Genomic DNA, 15,879 nt, shown 5'->3' on the forward strand with positions numbered 1-15,879 from the left:
AAAGTCGGCTCCATGACCAAGTGGGAATACGCGACCGTGCCCCTTCTCGTGCACGCGACCAAGCAGATCCTGGACACCTGGGGCGAGGACGGCTGGGAGCTCGTCCAGGTCGTCCCCGGGCCGAACAACCCCGAGCAGCTCGTGGCCTACCTGAAGCGGGAGAGGGTCTGATGGCCGGGGCGGGCGCCGTAGAGGCGAAGCTCGCCGAGCTCGGCCTCACGCTCCCGGAGGTCGTCCCGCCGCTGGCCGCCTACCAGCCGGCCGTGCAGTCGGGGCCGTACGTCTACACCTCGGGGCAGCTCCCCATGGTGGAAGGCAAGCTCCCGGTAACCGGCAAGGTCGGTGCCGAGGTGACGGCGGAGGAGGCCAAGGAACTGGCCGCCACCTGCGCGCTCAACGCGCTCGCCGCCGTGAAGTCCGTCGCCGGCAGCCTGGACCGCATCGCACGGGTCGTGAAGGTCGTCGGCTTCGTCGCCTCCGCTGCCGACTTCACCGGCCAGCCGGGCGTCATCAACGGTGCCAGCGAGCTGCTCGGCGCGGTGCTCGGTGACAAGGGGGTGCACGCCCGCAGCGCGGTGGGCGTGGCGGTGCTGCCGCTGGACGCCCCGGTCGAGGTCGAGGTCCAGGTCGAGCTCGTCCAGGACTGAGCAGCTCGTCCAGGGGCTGGGCAGCTCGTGCAGGGCTGCGCGGACTGAATGGTCCGTAGTGGTTCGTACAGCGGGGCGTCCCTCCCGGACGCCCCGCTTGTCGTGCGTGTCGGCCACCCCTCGAACATCCACGCGTAAGCGCATAGCATCCGCCCATGTCCAATGGTCAGTGGTACCCACCGGAATGGCCCGAGCGGATCAGGGCGCTCGCCGCCGGCGAGCTCGCCGCCGTGAGCCCGAGGCGCGCGGCCACCGTCATGCTGCTCAAGGACACCTCCGAGGGCGTGCACGTCCATATGCTGCGCCGTCGCGCCTCCATGGCCTTCGCCGGAGGTGCGTACGCCTACCCGGGCGGCGGAGTGGACGAGCGGGACGCCAGGCCGGTGGGCTGGACCGGCCCTTCCCCGGCCGAATGGGCGGTCAGGCTCGGAGTCGAGGACGAGGCCTCCGCGCAGTCCATCGTGTGCGCGGCGGTACGCGAGACCTACGAGGAGGCGGGCGTCCTGCTCGCCGGCGAGACCGCGGACACGGTCATCGGGGACACCACCGGGGACGACTGGGAGGCGGACCGGGCCGCGCTGGTCAACCGGGAGCTGGGCTTCGCCGAGTTCCTGGACCGCAGGGGCCTGGTGCTGCGCTCGGATCTGCTGGGCGCCTGGGCGCGCTGGATCACCCCGGAGTTCGAGCCACGCCGTTTCGACACCTGGTTCTTCGTCGCCGCCCTCCCGCGGGGCCAGCGGACCCGGAACGCCTCGACGGAGGCCGACCGCACGGTCTGGATCCGGCCGGTGGACGCCGCCGCGGGGTATGACAAGGGCGAGCTGCTGATGATGCCGCCGACGATCGCGACCCTGCGGGTGCTCGTACGGTACGGAGCCGCCGCGGACGCCCTCGCGGCGGCGGTCGGCCAGGACCTCACGCCCGTCCTCGCGCAGGCGCGGCTGGAGGCGGGTGAAGTCGTGCTGAGCTGGCCCGGCCACGACGAGTTCACCAAGCACATCCCCACCGCTCCCGCCTCGCCCATGCCGCCCCCCTCTCCCGTCGAACCGAACGGATCTGCCGGATCTGCCGGAGCCGCTGGAGACCCCCGATGAGCGACGCCGCAGCCCTCCCCGGCCAGCCGCGCGGCGCCGTCGTGTCAGGGCCGGCGACCGCGCGGGCGGTGAACGTCCTGGCTCCCAACGCCTCCGCGATGACCCTGGACGGCACCAACACCTGGATCGTCGCCGAGCCCGACTCCGAACTCGCGGTCGTCATCGACCCCGGGCCGCTCGACGACGCGCACCTGCGGAATGTCATCGCGATGGCCGAGAAGGCGGGGAAGCGGGTCGCGCTGACCCTGCTGACACACGGACATCCGGACCATGCGGAGGGCGCGGGCAGGTTTGCCGAGCTGACCGGCACAAAGGTGCGTGCCCTCGACTCGGCGCTGCGCCTCGGCGACGAGGGGCTCGCGGCCGGCGATGTGATCCGCACCGGTGGTCTTGAGCTGAGGGTGGTCCCGACGCCTGGCCACACCTCCGACTCGCTCTGCTTCCATCTGCCCGCCGACCGCGCCGTCCTGACCGGCGACACGATCCTGGGGCGCGGCACGACGATGGTCGCCCACCCCGACGGCCGCCTCGGGGACTACCTCGACTCACTGCGGCGGCTGCGCTCGCTCACCGTCGACGACGGGGTGCACCTGGTGCTCCCGGGGCATGGTCCGGTCCTGGAGGACGCGCAGGGCGCGGTGGAGTTCTATCTCGCCCATCGCGCACATCGACTCGCCCAGGTCGAGACGGCCGTGGAGAACGGCCACCACACGGCGGCCGACGTGGTGGCGCATGTGTACGCCGACGTCGACCGGTCGCTGTGGGGGGCTGCCGAGCTCTCGGTGCGCGCGCAGATCGAGTACCTGCGGGAGCACGGCCTGATTCCGGAGACGGGCTGAGCCCAGACCGACGGCGACTGATCCGGGTTGGCAAGGCGGCTGAATCCCCTCACTCGCGAAGACCTCCCCCACCTGTGGGCGGCGCCCCGCCGTGTCTTACGCTCCGCTTACTTTCGGCATTTCATCCCTGGGGGGAATCACGGTGTTCGTCCTGTTCATCCTGCTCGTCATTGCCGCCGTGGTGCTGTTCGTCGTATCCCGCGGCAACGACGGCCGCCGCGGGCTCAGGATAGGCGCGGCGGCCGCGCTGATCGCCGGTCTGTTCGCGGGCATCACCAGCTGTGTCTACGTCGTCAGCGCGTACGAGGTCGGTGTGCCCGTGACCTTTGGAAAGGTCGGCTCGCCCCTGACCTCCGGCATGCATCTGAGGTCGCCGTTCACCAACGTCACGACCTTCTCCACCCGTCCGGTCGACCTCAATCTCTCCGACAAGGAGGTGGTCGAGGTGCGGTCCAGCCAGGGCGGCGTGATGTACGCGGAGGTGACCGTGAAATGGGCGGTGACCCCCGCGAAGGCCGTGGAACTCTACCGGCTGGCGGGCAGCGAGGACGCCATCCAGCAGCGGCTCGTCTACCCGGACAGCCGGGAGATCATCCGCAACGTGTTCGCCCGCTACACGAGTGAGCAGGGCTACGCCTCGGCCCGAGAGAAGATCAACACCGAGATCGGTGGTCTGATCAAGGAGCGGCTGGCCCCGCGCGGTATTGAAGTGACCACGGTGAACCTGCGCAATGTGCGGCCGTCGGACAGTCTCCAGGGCCAGATCGATCGCAAGATCCAGCAGCAGCAGGCGACGGAGCGGGCGACCGAGGCTGCTCGTACGGCCAAGGCGGAGGCCGAGCGCCGCCGTATCGAGGCGGAGGGCATCGCCAGGGCGAACAAGATCCTCAACGACTCGCTCACGGACAAGGTGATCATGAACCAGTGCATCGACGCCTTCCGGGAGGCAGCTGCCAAGAACCCGGTCTACGCGGTCCCCTGCGGCGGTGGCAGCGGAAACCCGCTGATCGTCGACGGTACGAAGCGCTGACCTCAGCTCTCCCGAAACCCGAAACCGAAACGCGGATGGGCGCCCCCGAATCAGTCCGGGGGCGCCCATCCGCGCGTTTCCGTGTGTGTCGGCACCGAGCCGTCGCTGGGCCGATGCCCGCCGACGTTGCTAGCGCGAGCGCTTCGCGAGGCGCTCCACGTCCAGCAGGATCACGGCGCGCGCCTCCAGGCGCAGCCAGCCGCGCTGGGCGAAGTCGGCGAGTGCCTTGTTGACCGTCTCGCGGGAGGCGCCGACGAGCTGGGCCAGCTCCTCCTGGGTCAGGTCGTGAACGACGTGGATACCTTCCTCGGACTGCACGCCGAAGCGGCGCGACAGATCGAGGAGGGCGCGGGCGACACGGCCCGGGACGTCGGAGAAGACCAGGTCGGACATCTGGTCGTTGGTCTTGCGCAGTCGGCGCGCGACGGCACGCAGCAGTGCCGTGGCCACTTCGGGGCGGGCGTTGAGCCAGGGCTGGAGGTCGCCGTGGCCGAGGCCGAGCAGCTTGACCTCCGTCAGCGCGCTGGCCGTGGCCGTACGCGGACCCGGGTCGAACAGCGAGAGCTCGCCGATCAGCTCGCCGGGGCCGAGCACCGCCAGCATGTTCTCGCGGCCGTCGGGCGAGGTGCGGTGCAGCTTCACCTTGCCCTCGGTGACCACGTACAAGCGGTCCCCGGGGTCGCCCTCGTGGAAGAGCGCGTCGCCGCGGGCGAGTGTCACTTCACTCATCGAGGCGCGGAGCTCCGCGGCCTGCTCGTCATCGAGCGCCGCGAAGAGCGGGGCGCGCCGCAGAACGTCGTCCACGAGTTCTCTCCTTGTCGACCTGCTCAGGGGACGGTGCTCCCCATGATGCCGCACAGCAAAACAGTGCGATCAATCACAAGGATCCATCACAAGTCTGACGCACCGGCGTGTCCCGTTGTGCTTCAGGGGTCGATTCGGGTGGTGATCGGCCATGCCCGGGGCGGATGTCGGTGGCGGCCTTTAGGCTGGCCGGGTGTCCAATTCGCCGGTGGGAGTGCAGGCCAAGGGGGCCGGAAGAGTGCCAGGGGAGCAAGATTCCGCTGTGGGCGAACATGATTCGCCCACGCCGACAAAAGTAGCAAAAGAGGCAAAGAGGAAGCCCTCCTCTTCGAAGGCGGTCGCCGCCAGGAAGGCTGCCGCGAAGCCGGAGTCCCCGCTTGCGATGGTCCGGCGCGCCCGGCGCATCAACCGTGAGCTGGCCGAGGTGTATCCGTACGCCCACCCTGAGCTCGACTTCCAGAATCCCTTCCAGCTGCTGGTGGCCACGGTGCTGTCCGCCCAGACCACCGACCTGCGCGTCAATCAGACGACTCCCGCGCTCTTCGCCAGATACCCCACTCCCGAGGACATGGCCGCGGCCGTTCCGGAGGAGATGGAGGAGCTCATCAGGCCCACCGGCTTCTTCCGGGCCAAGACCAAGTCCCTGATCGGCCTGTCCACCGCCCTTCGTGACGACTTCGGCGGCGAGGTCCCGGGGCGCCTGGAAGACCTGGTCGGGCTGCCGGGAGTGGGCCGTAAGACGGCGTTCGTAGTGCTGGGCAACGCCTATGGCGTCCCCGGGATCACCGTGGACACCCACTTCATGAGGCTCGCCCGCCGGTGGAAGTGGACCACGCAGGAGGATCCGGTCAAGATCGAGGCCGAGATCGCGGCGATCTTCCCCAAGAGTGAGTGGACGATGCTCTCCCACCGGGTCATCTTCCATGGCCGCCGCATCTGCCACGCACGCAAGCCCGCCTGCGGTGCATGCCCGATCGCCCACCTGTGCCCGTCGTACGGCGAGGGCGAGACGGACCCGGAAAAGGCGAAGAAGCTGCTCAAGTACGAGATGGGCGGCTATCCGGGCCAGCGGTTGAATCCGCCGCCGGACTATCCCGGCAAACCCGCCCCTCCGCTGGGCGCTTCATGACACTGTCCGGCTCCCTGTCCGGGGCCGGCCGCGGGCAGCGGACCGGGGTCAGGAACGATCCTGGACGCGGTACGCGTTGCACACGACGGGGGTGCTCATGACACGCACGGACGAGATGTACGACGGCGAGCTGGCCGTGACGAGCGAAGGGCTGCCCGACTGGCTGCTCCCGGTGGCCGAGGCCGTCAGGACGGTCGCTCCCGAGCAGCTCAGCCGCTTTCTTCCCCCCGACGACGGCGGTCGTCAGTCCGCCGTGCTGGTGCTCTTCGGCGAAGGCGCGCAGGGGCCCGAGCTGTTGCTGATGGAGCGCGCCAGCAGCCTGCGCTCGCATGCCGGGCAGCCCTCCTTTCCCGGCGGCGCCCTTGATCCCGTGGACGGTGACCCCGCCACGTCCGGCCCGTTGCGCGCCGCCTTGCGGGAGGCCGAGGAGGAGACCGGTCTGGATCCGGCCGGCGTACAGCTCTTCGCCGTGCTGCCCCGGCTCTACATCCCGGTGAGCGGCTTTGTCGTCACACCCGTCCTCGGCTGGTGGCGCGACCGCAGTCCGGTCGCCGCCGTCGACCCCGCGGAGACCGCCCGGGTCTTCACCGTTCCCGTGGCGGATCTCACGAATCCGGCAAATCGGGCGACGGCCGTCCATCCCAGCGGCTTCCGGGGACCCGCGTTCCTGGTCGCATCCGCGCTGGTCTGGGGTTTTACGGCGGGGGTGATCGACCGGATCCTGCATTTCGCCGGTTGGGAGCGCCCCTGGGACCGCGGGAAGCAGGTCCCGCTCGATTGGCGGCCATGAGACCGTTGCTCACGTGCCGAACCCCAGCCGGACGGAGTGCCGGACAACGAAACTGCGAGGCAAACGACGGTGAACGTGCTGGACATCCTGCTGCTGGTAGCCGCCGTGTGGTTTGCGATCGTCGGGTACCGCCAGGGCTTCGTCGTCGGCATTCTCTCGGTGATCGGCTTCCTCGGCGGCGGACTCATCGCCGTCTACCTGCTGCCGGTCGTGTGGGACCAGCTGACCGATGAGGCCGAGGTCTCCACCACAGCCGCTATCGTCGCCGTCGTGATCGTGATTGTCTTCGCCTCGGTCGGGCAGGCCTTCACCACCCACCTCGGCAACAAGCTCCGCCGGTACATCACGTGGTCCCCGGCGCGTGCCCTGGACGCCACGGGCGGTGCGCTGGTCAACGTGGTCGCGATGCTCCTTGTCGCCTGGCTCATCGGCTCCGCCCTCGCGGGCACCTCCCTGCCGACCCTCGGCAAGGAGGTCCGAAACTCGAAGGTCCTCCTCGGGGTCTCCGAGGTGCTGCCCGCCGAGGCCGCCACCTGGACGACCGACTTCTCCTCCGTCCTCGCGCAGAACGGCTTCCCGCAGGTCTTCAGCCCGTTCGCCAAGGAACCCATCACCGAGGTGCGCGCGCCCGATCCGGCGCTTGTCAGCAGCCCGGTGGTGACGCGCGCCCAGCGTTCGATCGTCAAGGTCGTCGGCACGGCCACGAGCTGCAACAAGGTCCTGGAAGGCACCGGCTTCGTGTTCGCCGAGCGCCGGGTCATGACCAATGCGCATGTCGTGGGTGGCGTCGACGAGCCGACCGTCCAGATAGGTGGTAAGGGCCGCCTCTACGACGCGAAGGTCGTCCTCTACGACTGGCAGCGCGACATCGCCGTACTCGACGTCCCGGACCTCAAGGCCACTCCGCTCCCGTTCACCGGGACCGACGCTCGTACGGGTGACAGTGCGATCGTCGCGGGCTTCCCGCAGAACGGCGGGTACGACGTGCGGTCGGCCCGGGTCCGTGGCCGTATCGACGCCGACGGCCCGGACATCTATCGCAGGGGCGAGGTGCGCCGCGATGTCTACTCGCTGTTCACGACCGTCCGCGAGGGGAACTCGGGCGGGCCGCTGCTCACCCCGGAGGGCGAGGTCTACGGGGTGATCTTCGCCCGGTCGCGTGACGACGCCAACACCGGCTACGCGCTGACGGCCGACGAGATCCGCGATGACATCACGCTTGGCACCCGGGCCAACCAGCAGGTCGACAGCCAGGGCTGCGCCTTGTGACATCTACGGGGCGCCGCCTCGCGGCGCCCCCGTCGGACACGGATACGACGACCTGCCGGCTCGACCGCCGGAATGCTGTCGCGTCAGCCGCGCGGATGGCGCAGCCGTGCCGAGACCCAGCGGGCCCGGCGCCGGAGGATACGGGGGATCCCGAGCCGGGGATCGTGGCCCTGCGTCTGCGAGCCGCCCCTCTCGTAGCCGATCGGCGCGGAGGCCGAGCGGGAGTTGCGTGCTGTGTCAGCGTAGTCGTGCGTCCAGCCCATACCCCGACGTGTGCCCGGGCCCCAAGGTCGGTAATCGCATCCCGGCCCGCCAATTGGCCTATGCGCGAGGCAATACCCGTTCGTCGTACGTCTGTTCGTCGGCGGTCCGCTTAGCGGTCGGGCTCGGGGTCCTTGAGCCAGCCGACGAGCTCCTTGGAGAACACCCCCGGATCCTCCTCATGGGGGAAGTGGCCAAGGCCGTCGAAGAGCCGCCAGCGGTACGGCGCCTCGACGTACTGACCCGATCCCGCGGCGCTGCGCGTACGCACCGCTGCGTCCAGGGAGCCGTGCAGATGGAGCGTCGGCACCCGTACCGGGCGCTTCATCCGGCGATTGAACTGGATGCCGTCCGGGCGGGCGAGTGAGCGAACCATCCAGCGGTACGGCTCGATCGAGCAGTGCGCCGTCGAGGGAATGGACATCGCCCGCCGGTACACCTCGATCGCGTCGTCATCCGGCTGCCGCGGCCCGGACCAGTCCCGGATCAGACGGCCCACCAGCTCCGCGTCATCAGCCACGAGTTGACGCTCGGGCAGCCAAGGCCGCTGGAAGCCCCAGATGTACGAACCGGCGCGACTCTGCGCGAAGTCGCCGAGCATCGACGAACGCCAGCGGCGCGGGTGCGGCATCGACGAGACCACGAGCCTGCGCACCAGCTTGGGGCGCATCACCGCCGCGGTCCAGGCGAGGTAGCCGCCCAGGTCGTGCCCGACCAGCGCGGCGTCCGGCTCGCCCAGCGAACGCACCACACCGGTGATGTCGAGCGCGAGGTTCGCCGGGTCGTAGCCCCGCGGCGTACGGTCGCTGCCGCCCACACCGCGCAGGTCCATGGCCACGGCCCGGAACCCGGCGTCGGCGAGTGCCGTGAGCTGATGCCGCCAGGTCCACCAGAACTGAGGAAAGCCGTGCAGGAGCAGCACCAGCGGCCCGTCGCCCAGCTCGGCGATGTGGAAGCGCGCGCCATTGGCCGCGACATCCCGATGGGTCCAGGGGCCCTCGATACGCACGGGGCCGCCAGAGCCCGAGCCATTGCCGGAGCCCGCGCCGTTGCTGGGAGCGTTGCCGCGGGCGCCGGGGCCGCCAGGACCGTCGGGGCTTGATTCAGGGACCGTCATGCAGATGAGCGTGCCACAGCTGTGGACGCCTCCTGGTCCTGACGGGGGTGCGGCTTGACGTTCCCCAGGACAGCGGCGGTCTGCTTCGCAGAGGCGATGGACCTCTCCGGAGGCTTCACCTTCTTGAACTTGGACGTGGCGATCAATGCCAGCAGCCCCGCGATCAGCAGGAACGCCGCTCCGACGATCAGGAATGACCAGGCGAGACCGAGGCCGAGATTGTGGATCCCGTAGGCGGCGGCGAAGCTCAGCACCGGCAGCGAGAACAGTGCGAGCACTCCCGCCACGCTGATGGCCGCACCACCGGTCACCCCGCGCTTGACGTCCTGGCGGAGCTCCGCCTTGGCCAGTGCGATCTCGTCGTGCACCAGGGCCGACATCTCGGCGGTCGCCGTGGCGACCAGCTGGCCGAGTGTCCGGTCGGGGCCGATCAGCCGGACCGGTCCGACCGTGTCGCCGGTGACTTCGACGGTGCCGGCGGTCTTCGGTGCGCCGCTGCCGGGGTCGCTCATCGCTGACTCCCTCTTCATCATCTCTGCTTCGGTTTCGGTCGTCTTCACTGCGTATCTGCGTATCCGTTGAGATCTGTAGTCAGATCATGCCGGACTGTCGCCGTCGCCGCGCCATGCCCCCGCCAGTTCCGCCTTGCGGCGGTGTTCCGCGGCCTTCGCCTCGTAGAGCGCGGCCATCCTCAGGTGGTACTCCGGCTTGCCCTGCTCGTAGATGTCCGGGATGCCGTCGTGGTCCTCGTCGCGCTCCTCCTCCTCGCACAGCGCCTGGTAGGTGCGTACCCGCAGCTTCAGCAGTACACAGGCGAAGACGGCGGAGATGACCGAACCGGCCAGCACCGCGGCCTTGACCTCGTCCATCAGGGCGGTGTCGGTGGCGAAGGCGAGCTCGCCGATGAGCAGCGAGACGGTGAATCCGATGCCGGCCAGTGAGGCCACGGCGAAGACATCGGCCCAGGCCAGGTCCTCGTTGAGCTCGGCCTTGGTGAAGCGGGCGGCGAGCCAGGTGCCACCGAAGATGCCGATGGTCTTGCCGACTACCAGGCCGAGCACCACGCCGAGAGTCTCCGGCCTGGTGAAGACCTCCTGGAGTGCGCCGCCCGAGACGCTGACACCGGCGGAGAACAGGGCGAACAGCGGTACGGCGATTCCGGCCGAGACCGGTCGTACGAGGTGCTCGATGTGCTCACCGGGGGAATGCGGCTCCCCCTCCTGCCTGGTGCAGCGCAGCATGAGGCCCATGGCGACCCCGGCGATGGTGGCGTGGACGCCGCTGTTGTACATCAGGCCCCAGATCACCAGAGCCAGCGGGATGTACACGTACCAGCCGCGCACGCCCTTGCGCAGCAGTAGCCAGAACACGCCGAGTCCCACGACTGCCCCGCCCAGTGCGGCGAAGTTCAGGTCCGCGGTGAAGAAGATCGCGATGATCAGGATCGCGAAGAGGTCGTCGACGACGGCGAGGGTGAGCAGGAACGCCCGTACGGCGGACGGCAGCGAGGTGCCGATCACGGCGAGTACGGCGAGGGCGAAGGCGATGTCGGTCGCGGTCGGCACCGCCCAGCCCGCGGTGGAACCGCCGCCCGCGATGCTGACCAGGGTGTAGACGAGAGCGGGCACGGCCATACCGCAGATGGCGGCGACGACGGGAAGCGCGGCGGCCTTGGGGTCGCGCAGCTCACCGGCGACCAGCTCCCGCTTGAGCTCGATGCCGGCGACGAAGAAGAAGATGGCGAGCAGTCCGTCCGCCGCCCAGTGCTCCACGGAGAGGTCGAGGCCGAGTGCCGCGGGGCCGAAATGGAAGTCGCTCACAGCCTCGTAGGAGGCACCCAGGGTGTTCGCCCAGATGATCGCGGCGATCGCGGCGGCCAGCAGCAGGATGCCCCCGACGGTCTCGGCGCGCAGCGCCTCAGCCACGAAGTTCCGCTCGGGGAGGGAGAGACGTCCGAGGAACTTACGCGGTCCCGAGGCCTGGTTGGCGGGCGTCGGTGCGGGTGGGGGCGCGGCCACGGGTGGAGACCTCCGGTCGGATAGGCAGGGCGAAGCACATGCCGACCAGACTTCCCGGCGCACCTGAGGTTCTTTGTTGGGTTGTTGACGCAGTCGTTACTTTACCTAAGAAGTCGCCCTGATGCGCAAGGGTGAATCCGGTGATCTTCACCTTAGGTGTAAAAGGGGCACCCGGCCTGTCGCTCCGGGTGCCCCGGGAAAAGCGGACTCTGCGCGGCCGGCCTCAGTCCTCCGAAGGTGCGCTGGGGAGCTTGGACTGGATGAGGTCCATGACGGTGGAGTCGGTAAGGGTGGTGACATCGCCGAGCTGCCGGTTCTCCGCGACATCACGGAGCAGACGGCGCATGATCTTGCCGGAGCGGGTCTTGGGAAGCTCCGCGACGGGGAGGATGCGCTTGGGCTTGGCGATCGGGCCGAGGGTGGCGCCGACATGGTCGCGCAGCTCGGCGGAGAGGCCCTCGTCCTCCTGGGCGGTGCCACGAAGGATCACGAACGCGACGATGGCTTGGCCGGTGGTGTCGTCTGCGGCGCCGACGACAGCTGCTTCGGCGACCTTGGGGTGGGAGACGAGGGCGGACTCGACCTCGGTGGTGGAGATGTTGTGCCCGGAGACGAGCATGACGTCGTCCACGCGGCCGAGGAGCCAGATGTCGCCGTCGTCGTCCTTCTTGGCGCCGTCGCCGGCGAAGTACTGGCCCTGGAACCGGGACCAGTAGGTGTCGATGAAGCGCTGGTCGTCTCCCCAGATGGTGCGGAGCATCGAAGGCCAGGGCTCGGTCAGGGTGAGGTAACCGCCGTGGCCGTTGGCGACTTCCTGGCCGTTGTCGTCGACCACCGTCGCGCTGATGCCGGGGAGCGGGCGCTGGGCGCTGCCGGGCTTGGTGTGGGTGACGCCGGGGAGGGGCGAGATCATCATCGCGCCGGTCTCGGTCTGCCACCAGGTGTCGACGACGGGGGTGGCGCCGGCACCGATGTGCTCGCGGTACCAGACCCAGGCCTCGGGGTTGATGGGCTCGCCGACCGAGCCGAGGACGCGCAGGCTGGACAGGTCGAACTTGGCGGGGATGTCGTCACCCCACTTCATGAAGGTGCGGATCGCCGTCGGGGCGGTGTAGAGGATCGTGACCCCGTACTTCTGGATGATTTCCCAGAAGCGGCCCTGGTGCGGGGTGTCGGGGGTGCCTTCGTAGATGACCTGTGTGGCGCCGTTCGCCAGGGGGCCGTACACGATGTAGGAGTGACCGGTGACCCAGCCGATATCGGCGGTGCACCAGTAGACATCGCGGTCCGGCTTGAGGTCGAAGACGGCGTGGTGCGTGTACGCGGCCTGGGTGAGGTAGCCGCCGCTGGTGTGCAGGATCCCCTTGGGCTTTCCGGTGGTGCCGGAGGTGTAGAGGATGAACAGCGGGTGCTCGGCGCCGAATGCCTCGGGCTCATGCGTGGCGGACTGGCGCTCGACGATGTCGTGCCACCACTGGTCACGGCCCTCGGTGAAGGCGGTGTCCTGGCCGGTGCGGCGGATGACCAGCACATGCTCAACCTGCGGGCAGGATGCCAGCGCCTGGTCGATGGCGGGCTTGAGCGCGCTGGGCTTGCCGCGGCGGTAGCCGCCGTCTGCGGTGATGACGAGCTTGGCGTCGGCGTCCTGGATCCGGGAGGCCACCGCGTCGGACGAGAAGCCGCCGAACACCACCGAGTGCGCGGCGCCGATCCGGGCGCAGGCGAGCATCGCCACCACGGCCTCGGGAATCATCGGCAGATAGATCGCGACGCGGTCCCCGGCGCTCACGCCCAGTTCGGTCAGCGCATTGGCGGCCTTGGACACCAGGTCCTTGAGCTCGGCATAGGTCACCGCGCGGCTGTCGCCGGGCTCGCCCTCGAAGTGGATCGCGACCCGCTCGCCCAGACCCGCCTCGACGTGCCGGTCCACGCAGTTGTACGCCACGTTCAGCGTGCCGTCCCCGAACCACTTCGCGAACGGCGGGTTCGACCAGTCCAGCGTCTCCGTCGGCGCCTTGGCCCAACTCAGCCGCCGTGCCTGCTCTGCCCAGAACCCCAGCCGGTCCGCCGCGGCCCGTTCAAACGCCTCGGCCGTCACATTGGCGTCCCGCGCCAGATCGGCCGGCGGCGCGAACCGCCGCTCTTCCTTGAGCAGGTTGGCCAGGCTCTCGTTGCTCACGAGTTCTCCCTTTCCCAGGGCGTCCTATGTACCTATGTGTCCCAGGCCATAGCTCATCAGCCAGATGCCCGGGAGACAAGGGCCCGCGGGGAAATGGTGTAGACCTATGATCTTGAGGCGGCTCCCGTCTGTAGATCTGCACGTTCACACGTCCGGACGGGACGACCTCTCTCCTCCGGGTGGATGGAGAAGAGAGGCCACACGTTCCCACGGACGTCGCACCCTGGAGGTTCAGGCGTGCACCTGCTCCAGGGCTGACGGTTCGGAGGTCACCCGGTCGAACACCTCATCGGTGCGGTCGCCGCACTCCTCGCCGTCCGCCAGCAGATACGCCTGCGCCTCTCCCACATGGAAGTACATTCCGTGCAGCTGGAGCGTGCCATCGGCCAGCCTTCGCGCCACGGCGTCATGCGCCCGCAGATGCTCCAACTGCTGGACGACATTCGTCAGACAGAGCTGCTCCACCGCGTCGGCCGGCAGCCTCCCTGCGATCCGGGCCCAGGAGTGGTGAGGCGAGTTCATCCTCTCCACACTGGGCTGCCCGTGCCGTAGCCAGCGCCGCAGCGGAGTCGCCTGGTCCTCGTCGTCCGGCGTGCCCTTCATCAGGGCCTGCATGGCCCCGCAACCGGAGTGGCCGCAGACCGTGATCGAATCGACCTTCAGCACGTCCACCGCGTATTCGATCGCCGCCGCGACCGAGTCGTCCCCGCCCTGTTCGCCGGGCTTGGGAACCAGATTGCCGACATTCCGCACGGTGAACAGATCCCCCGGGCCGCTGGCGGTGATCATGCTGGTGACTAGGCGGGAGTCTGCGCAGGTCAGGAACAGTTGCGAAGGGCGCTGTCCTTCGCGGGCCAGCCGTGCCAGCTCCTCCCGTACCAGCGGAGCCGTGTTGCGCTGGAAGGAGCTCAGTCCGCTGGCCAGTTGATGCTGGGCATGCTCCGTACGCTGTTCGGGTGAGTCGGAGACCGGGTGCTCTCCGCAGTGGTGGTTCCGCCAGGGAGTCCAGGGACGGCAGCAGGCGTGCGACTCCAAGGCGGGCTCGGCGATCCGTCCCCCCGTACGCCCGGTGAACTCGACGGCTCCGCCGTGTGCCTCATGGGTGGTCTGCCAGTCGTGCAAGGCCTCGTAGGCCGCGTGGTCCATGAACGAACCGTCCAGCTCCACCACGGCCTCGGAGCCATGCGGCACCTTGCTGAGCGTGCGACTCAGTCTCGGCACGGCCAGGAACGTCAACTGACCGTGCACTCGCACCCGGTGGACGCCGTCCCGCTGCCCCACGCCGATCCGCACCCTGGTCAGCCGATACAGCGCCAAGGCCACCGCCACGGCGATACCGACGGCCACGCCCTCCAGGACGCCGGTGAGGACGACGCCGCCCATGGTGGCCACGTACACCAGCATTTCGCGGTTCCGCTTCACGCTGCGCAGATGGGTGATGTTGACCATCTGGATGCCGACGACCATGACCAGGGCGGCGAGCGCGGCCAGCGGGATCAGATCGAGTACGGGCACCAGCAGCAGTGCGGCGATGGCGATCCATACACCGTGCAGCATGGCTGAGTGTCGACTGACGGCACCCGCCGAGACATTGGCGGTGCTGCGCACGGCGACACCGGTGACCGGAAGTCCGCCCAGCGCGCCGGAGACGACATTCGCCGCGCCCTGCCCCCGCAGTTCCCGGTCGAGGTCGGCGCGTGGGACGCGGACGGCGGGCTCCTTGCGGGCCGCGGCCAGCCGGTCGATGGCAACGGCGGACAGGAGTGACTCGACGCTGCCGACCAGAGTGATGGTCAGGACGGCGGCGATCAGCCCGAGCACCGGGCCTTCCGGCAGCCCTGGCAGGGCGTGACTGCTCCACGACGGCAGGTCGACCCGGGGCAGACTGAGCCCTGCGATCGCGGCCAGAGCCGTCGCGGCAACGACCGATGCCAGAGCGGCAGGCACCTTTCTCACCAGCCGTCCCATCCCGCCAGGCACGCGCGGCCAGGTGAGCAGCACCGTGATGGTCAGGATGCTGACCGACAGCGCTGCCGGTTGCAGGCCGGCCAGTTGGCCGGGCAGGGCGAGGACGTTGTCGATCGCGGAGCTCTGAGGGGTGCCGCCGAGCACGATGTGCAGCTGGGCCATGGCGATGGTGACACCGATGCCGGCCAGCATGCCGTGGACGATCGCCGGGCTGACGGCCAGCGCGGACCTGGCCACACGCAGGGCCGACAGGGCGAGCTGACTGAGCCCGGCAAGTACGGTGATGGCGCATGTCGTTCGCCATCCGTACCGCTGGATGAGGTCGGCGGTGATCACGGTGAGACCTGCGGCGGGGCCGCTGACCTGGAGCGGAGCCCCGCCGAAGAAGCCCACGACGACACCGCCGACCGCAGCCGCCACGAGGCCGGCCTGCAGCGGTGCCCCGGTGGCCAGAGCGATACCGAGCGAGAGCGGCAGGGCGATCAAGAAGACGCTGATCGAGGCGGAGATGTCGGCGCCCGCGATCCGGAAACCGGTGCCGGGCCCCCGGTCGCCGCGACCGCCACCGAGTCGTGTGTGCTTGTCGTGCTTGTCGGGCGGACTGTGGGGGCTGTGGTCGCTGTGCTCTTCGTCGTGCGTGCGCGAGGGAAAGTAGGCAGACATGGTCCCGTCTCCTCCGGGGCGGCGCGGTCGCGGTGTGTGGGGCGCGGCCGTGGGTCACGGCGTATCAGCGG

At 69.3% G+C, this 15,879-nt stretch carries 15 protein-coding genes; 8 read left to right on the forward strand and 7 right to left on the reverse strand.

Annotated elements, in window-relative coordinates; genetic code table 11:
* Positions 1-12 precede the first annotated feature (12 nt).
* The 5 genes from ABZ532_RS05515 to ABZ532_RS05535 all read left to right on the forward strand — a co-directional run bounded on the left by ABZ532_RS05515 (position 13) and on the right by ABZ532_RS05535 (position 3,610).
* Positions 13-171, forward strand: a complete 159-nt coding sequence (locus tag ABZ532_RS05515; protein ID WP_361279786.1) for a DUF4177 domain-containing protein — start codon at positions 13-15, stop codon at positions 169-171.
* Positions 171-647: a RidA family protein gene (locus ABZ532_RS05520; RefSeq protein WP_361279787.1), complete on the forward strand. Its 477-nt coding sequence runs from the start codon at positions 171-173 to the stop codon at positions 645-647. The genes ABZ532_RS05515 and ABZ532_RS05520 overlap by 1 nt, the downstream gene beginning before the upstream one ends.
* A gap of 155 nt (positions 648-802) precedes the next feature.
* A complete protein-coding gene (locus tag ABZ532_RS05525; RefSeq protein ID WP_361279788.1) occupies positions 803-1,741 on the forward strand; it encodes an NUDIX hydrolase in 939 nt (312 codons plus the stop codon).
* Positions 1,738-2,580, forward strand: a complete 843-nt coding sequence (locus ABZ532_RS05530; RefSeq protein WP_361279789.1) for an MBL fold metallo-hydrolase — start codon at positions 1,738-1,740, stop codon at positions 2,578-2,580. The genes ABZ532_RS05525 and ABZ532_RS05530 overlap by 4 nt, the downstream gene beginning before the upstream one ends.
* Positions 2,581-2,722: 142 nt before the next feature.
* Positions 2,723-3,610 (forward strand): prohibitin family protein, encoded by an 888-nt coding sequence (locus tag ABZ532_RS05535; RefSeq protein ID WP_361279790.1) that lies wholly within the window; start codon positions 2,723-2,725, stop codon positions 3,608-3,610.
* 129 nt (positions 3,611-3,739) lie between these two features.
* Here the strand turns inward: ABZ532_RS05535 and ABZ532_RS05540 are convergent, their stop codons facing one another.
* Positions 3,740-4,414 carry a Crp/Fnr family transcriptional regulator gene (locus tag ABZ532_RS05540; protein WP_108150862.1) on the reverse strand — a complete coding sequence of 225 codons (675 nt, stop codon included), beginning with the start codon at positions 4,412-4,414 and terminating at the stop codon, positions 3,740-3,742.
* A gap of 193 nt (positions 4,415-4,607) precedes the next feature.
* Between ABZ532_RS05540 and nth the strand changes: the two genes are divergently transcribed.
* From nth to ABZ532_RS05555, 3 genes are all read left to right on the forward strand, one after another.
* Positions 4,608-5,543: an endonuclease III gene (gene nth, locus ABZ532_RS05545; RefSeq protein WP_361279792.1), complete on the forward strand. Its 936-nt coding sequence runs from the start codon at positions 4,608-4,610 to the stop codon at positions 5,541-5,543.
* Between the two features lie 97 nt (positions 5,544-5,640).
* Entirely contained in the window at positions 5,641-6,333 is a 693-nt protein-coding gene (locus ABZ532_RS05550) for a CoA pyrophosphatase (RefSeq protein WP_361279793.1), read from the forward strand.
* Positions 6,334-6,402: 69 nt separating this feature from the next.
* Positions 6,403-7,602, forward strand: a complete 1,200-nt coding sequence (locus tag ABZ532_RS05555; RefSeq protein ID WP_361279794.1) for a MarP family serine protease — start codon at positions 6,403-6,405, stop codon at positions 7,600-7,602.
* 83 nt (positions 7,603-7,685) lie between these two features.
* Here ABZ532_RS05555 and ABZ532_RS05560 read toward each other — a convergent pair whose 3' ends face one another.
* The 6 genes from ABZ532_RS05560 to ABZ532_RS05585 form a co-directional block, all read right to left on the reverse strand.
* Positions 7,686-7,865: a hypothetical protein gene (locus ABZ532_RS05560; protein ID WP_361279795.1), complete on the reverse strand. Its 180-nt coding sequence runs from the start codon at positions 7,863-7,865 to the stop codon at positions 7,686-7,688.
* Positions 7,866-7,975: 110 nt separating this feature from the next.
* Positions 7,976-8,980 (reverse strand): alpha/beta hydrolase, encoded by a 1,005-nt coding sequence (locus ABZ532_RS05565; protein WP_361279796.1) that lies wholly within the window; start codon positions 8,978-8,980, stop codon positions 7,976-7,978.
* A complete protein-coding gene (locus ABZ532_RS05570; protein WP_361279798.1) occupies positions 8,977-9,492 on the reverse strand; it encodes a phage holin family protein in 516 nt (171 codons plus the stop codon). The genes ABZ532_RS05565 and ABZ532_RS05570 overlap by 4 nt, the downstream gene beginning before the upstream one ends.
* 84 nt (positions 9,493-9,576) lie before the next feature.
* A complete protein-coding gene (gene nhaA / locus ABZ532_RS05575) occupies positions 9,577-10,998 on the reverse strand; it encodes a Na+/H+ antiporter NhaA (protein WP_361279800.1) in 1,422 nt (473 codons plus the stop codon).
* A gap of 223 nt (positions 10,999-11,221) precedes the next feature.
* On the reverse strand, positions 11,222-13,177 hold the full coding sequence (gene acs, locus ABZ532_RS05580) for an acetate--CoA ligase (RefSeq protein WP_361279801.1): 1,956 nt from the start codon (positions 13,175-13,177) through the stop codon (positions 11,222-11,224).
* Between the two features lie 231 nt (positions 13,178-13,408).
* Positions 13,409-15,808, reverse strand: coding sequence for a SulP family inorganic anion transporter (locus ABZ532_RS05585; RefSeq protein WP_361279802.1), 2,400 nt, complete (start codon positions 15,806-15,808; stop codon positions 13,409-13,411).
* Positions 15,809-15,879 lie beyond the last annotated feature (71 nt).

Source organism: Streptomyces sp. NPDC019396, from assembly GCF_040632375.1.
Classification (GTDB): domain Bacteria; phylum Actinomycetota; class Actinomycetes; order Streptomycetales; family Streptomycetaceae; genus Streptomyces.